Genomic DNA, 2,876 nt, shown 5'->3' with positions numbered 1-2,876 from the left:
CGGCGCCGCTCACGCGCGATCATCATCCGGTTCACGACGATCACGCCGATCGTCACCGCCGTGATGAACAGCGTCGCCAGCGCGTTCATCTCCGGGTTCAGCCCCAGCCGCACGCGCGAGAACACCACCAGCGGCAGCGTCGTCGAGCCCGGCCCGGACAGGAACGCCGACAGCACCAGGTCGTCGATCGACAGCGTGAACGACAGCAGCCACCCCGACAGCAGCGCCTGCGAGATCAGCGGCAGCGTCACCACGAAGAACACCTTCAGCGGCGTCGCACCCAAATCGAGCGCCGCCTCTTCCAGCGACTTGTTCATCTCCTTCACGCGCGACTGCACGATGATCGCCACGTACGACACGCACAGCATCACGTGGCCGATCCAGATCGTCACCATCCCGCGCCCCTTCGGCCAGCCGAACATCTGCTCCAGCGCAACGAACAGCAACAGCAGCGAGATGCCCTGGATCACTTCCGGAATCACCAGCGGCGCGTTGATCATCCCCGTGTACAGCGTGAAGCCCTTGAAGCGGCCGAAGCGCGCGAGCACGAAGCCCGCCCACGTGCCGATCACGACCGATGCAGTGGCCGTCAGCAGGCCGATCTTCAGCGACAGCCACGCGGCGCTCAGCAGCTCGTCGTCGTCCAGCAGCGCCGCGTACCACTTCAGCGAGAAGCCCGACCACACCGTCACCAGCTTCGACTCGTTGAACGAGTACACGGCCAGGCTGATGATCGGGATGTACAGGAACAGGAAGCCGAAGGCGAGGACGCCCGTCGACAGCGGTTTGCTCGGCTTGATCATTTCGCGTCCTCCAGTTCCTTGACCTGGTAGTACTGGAACAGCGCCATCGGCACCAGCAACAGCAGCACCATCGCGACCGTCACCGCGGACGCCATCGGCCAGTCCATGTTGTTGAAGAATTCATCCCACATCACGCGGCCGATCATCAGCGTGTCGGCGCCGCCGAGCAGCTCCGGAATCACGTACTCGCCGACTGCCGGGATGAACACCAGCAGGCTGCCGGCGATGATCCCGTTCTTCGACAGCGGCAGCGTGATCCGCGTGAACGCGACCCACGGTTTCGCGCCGAGGTCGTACGCGGCTTCGAGCAGCGTGAGGTCCATCTTCACGAGGTGCGCGTACAGCGGCATCACCATGAACGGCAGGTACGAATAGACCATCCCGATGTAGACGCCCGCATCGCTGTGATAGAGGCGCAGCGGCGTGTGGATGATGCCGAGCGCGATCAGCGTGTGGTTCAAGAGGCCATCGTCCTTCAGGATGCCGATCCATGCGTACACGCGGATCAGGAACGACGTCCAGAACGGCAGCATCACGGCCATCATCAGCACGTTGCGGCGGTTCGGTTCCGAGCGCGCGATGTAGTACGCCATCGGATAGCCGATCAGCAGGCACAGCACCGTCGACACGGCGGCCATCTTCAGTGAGCTGAGGTAGGTCGCGATGTACAGGTCGTCCTGCAGCAGGAACGCGTAGTGCGACAGCTGCAGCGCGAAGTGCACGACGCCGTCCTTGATCTCGACGAGCGACGTGTACGGCGGAATGCCCATCACCTGGTCGGCGAAGCTGATCTTCAGCACCAGCACGAACGGCAGCGCGAAGAACACGGCCAGCCATACGAACGGCACGCCGATCGCGACGCTGCGGCCCGACGGCAGGAAGCGCGACAGCGCGGCAAAGCGGCCTCGGCGCTTGTCAGCCTGGGGCGCGGCGGTCGTGCCGGTCGACACCGGAGTGGAGGACGTGGAAGCGGAGGTTCTCATCGTGGCGTCCTCACTGCGTCAGCACGACGCCGCTGGCCGGCGACCACGACACGAACACGTCGTCGTTCCACGCCGGTGCGTTGTCGTGCATCAGGTGCGAGCTCGACAGGTTCGACACGACCGTCTTGCCGCTCGGCAAGCGCACGTGGTACAGCGAGTAGCTGCCCATGTACGCGATGTCGGTCACGACGCCGCGCGCCCAGTTGTGTTTCGAGCCGGGCTTTTCGCGCGACACGTGAATGCGTTCCGGGCGCACCGAGATGCCGACCGGCATGCCGAGCGGGCCGGTGACGCCGTGGCTCACGTACATGCGCGCCTCGAGGTCGTCGCTTTCAACGAAGATGTGATCGGGTTCGTCCTCGACCACGCGCCCTTCGAACAGGTTGGTCGAGCCGATGAATTCGGCCGAGAAGCGGCTGTTCGGAAACTCGTACACCTCGCCCGGCGCGCCGATCTGCACGATCTTGCCTTCGCTCATCACCGCGAGGCGGCTGGCCATCGTCATCGCCTCTTCCTGGTCGTGCGTGACCATCACGCAGGTCACGTCGACCTTCTCGATGATGTTCACGAGTTCGAGCTGGGTCTTCTGGCGGATCTTCTTGTCGAGCGCGGACATCGGCTCGTCGAGCAGCAAGAGCTTCGGGCGCTTGACCAGCGAGCGCGCGAGCGCGACACGCTGCTGCTGGCCGCCGGAGAGCTGATGCGGCTTGCGCTGCGCGTACTTGCTCATCTGCACGAGCGCGAGCGCGTCGGCCACGCGCGCCTTGATCTCGTGCTTCGGCGTGCCTTCCTGCTTCAGGCCGAACGCGACGTTCGATTCGACCGTCATGTGCGGGAACAGCGCGTACGACTGGAACATCATGTTCACCGGGCGGCGATACGGCGGCAGCGACGCGAGGTCCTCGCCGTCGACGAAGATCTTGCCGGAGGTGGCCGTCTCGAGCCCGGCGAGCATGCGCAGCAACGTCGACTTGCCGCAGCCGGAGCTGCCGAGCAGCGCGAACAGCTCGTTCTTCGCGATCGTCAGGTTCACGTTGTCGACGGCGGTGCTGTCGCCGAATTTCTTCACGACGTTTTCGATGCGCACGAA

Annotated in this window: 3 protein-coding genes; all 3 read right to left on the bottom strand. The window is 64.5% G+C overall.

Going from position 1 to position 2,876, the window contains the following annotated elements; all coding sequences use genetic code 11:
• On the bottom strand, window positions 1-803 hold an 803-nt coding region (locus CFB40_RS37645; protein ID WP_089434297.1), incomplete at its 3' end, for an ABC transporter permease subunit.
• Entirely contained in the window at window positions 800-1,786 is a 987-nt protein-coding gene (locus CFB40_RS37640) for an ABC transporter permease subunit (RefSeq protein WP_089431801.1), read from the bottom strand. The genes CFB40_RS37645 and CFB40_RS37640, both read right to left, overlap by 4 nt.
• Window positions 1,787-1,796: 10 nt before the next feature.
• Window positions 1,797-2,876: ABC transporter ATP-binding protein (locus CFB40_RS37635; protein WP_089434296.1), on the bottom strand; the 1,080-nt coding region annotated here is incomplete at its 5' end.

This window comes from Burkholderia sp. AU31652, assembly GCF_002223155.1.
Taxonomy (GTDB): domain Bacteria; phylum Pseudomonadota; class Gammaproteobacteria; order Burkholderiales; family Burkholderiaceae; genus Burkholderia.
The sequence above is the reverse complement of the archived record's forward strand: the minus strand, read 5'-3'. Positions and strand labels throughout refer to the sequence as shown.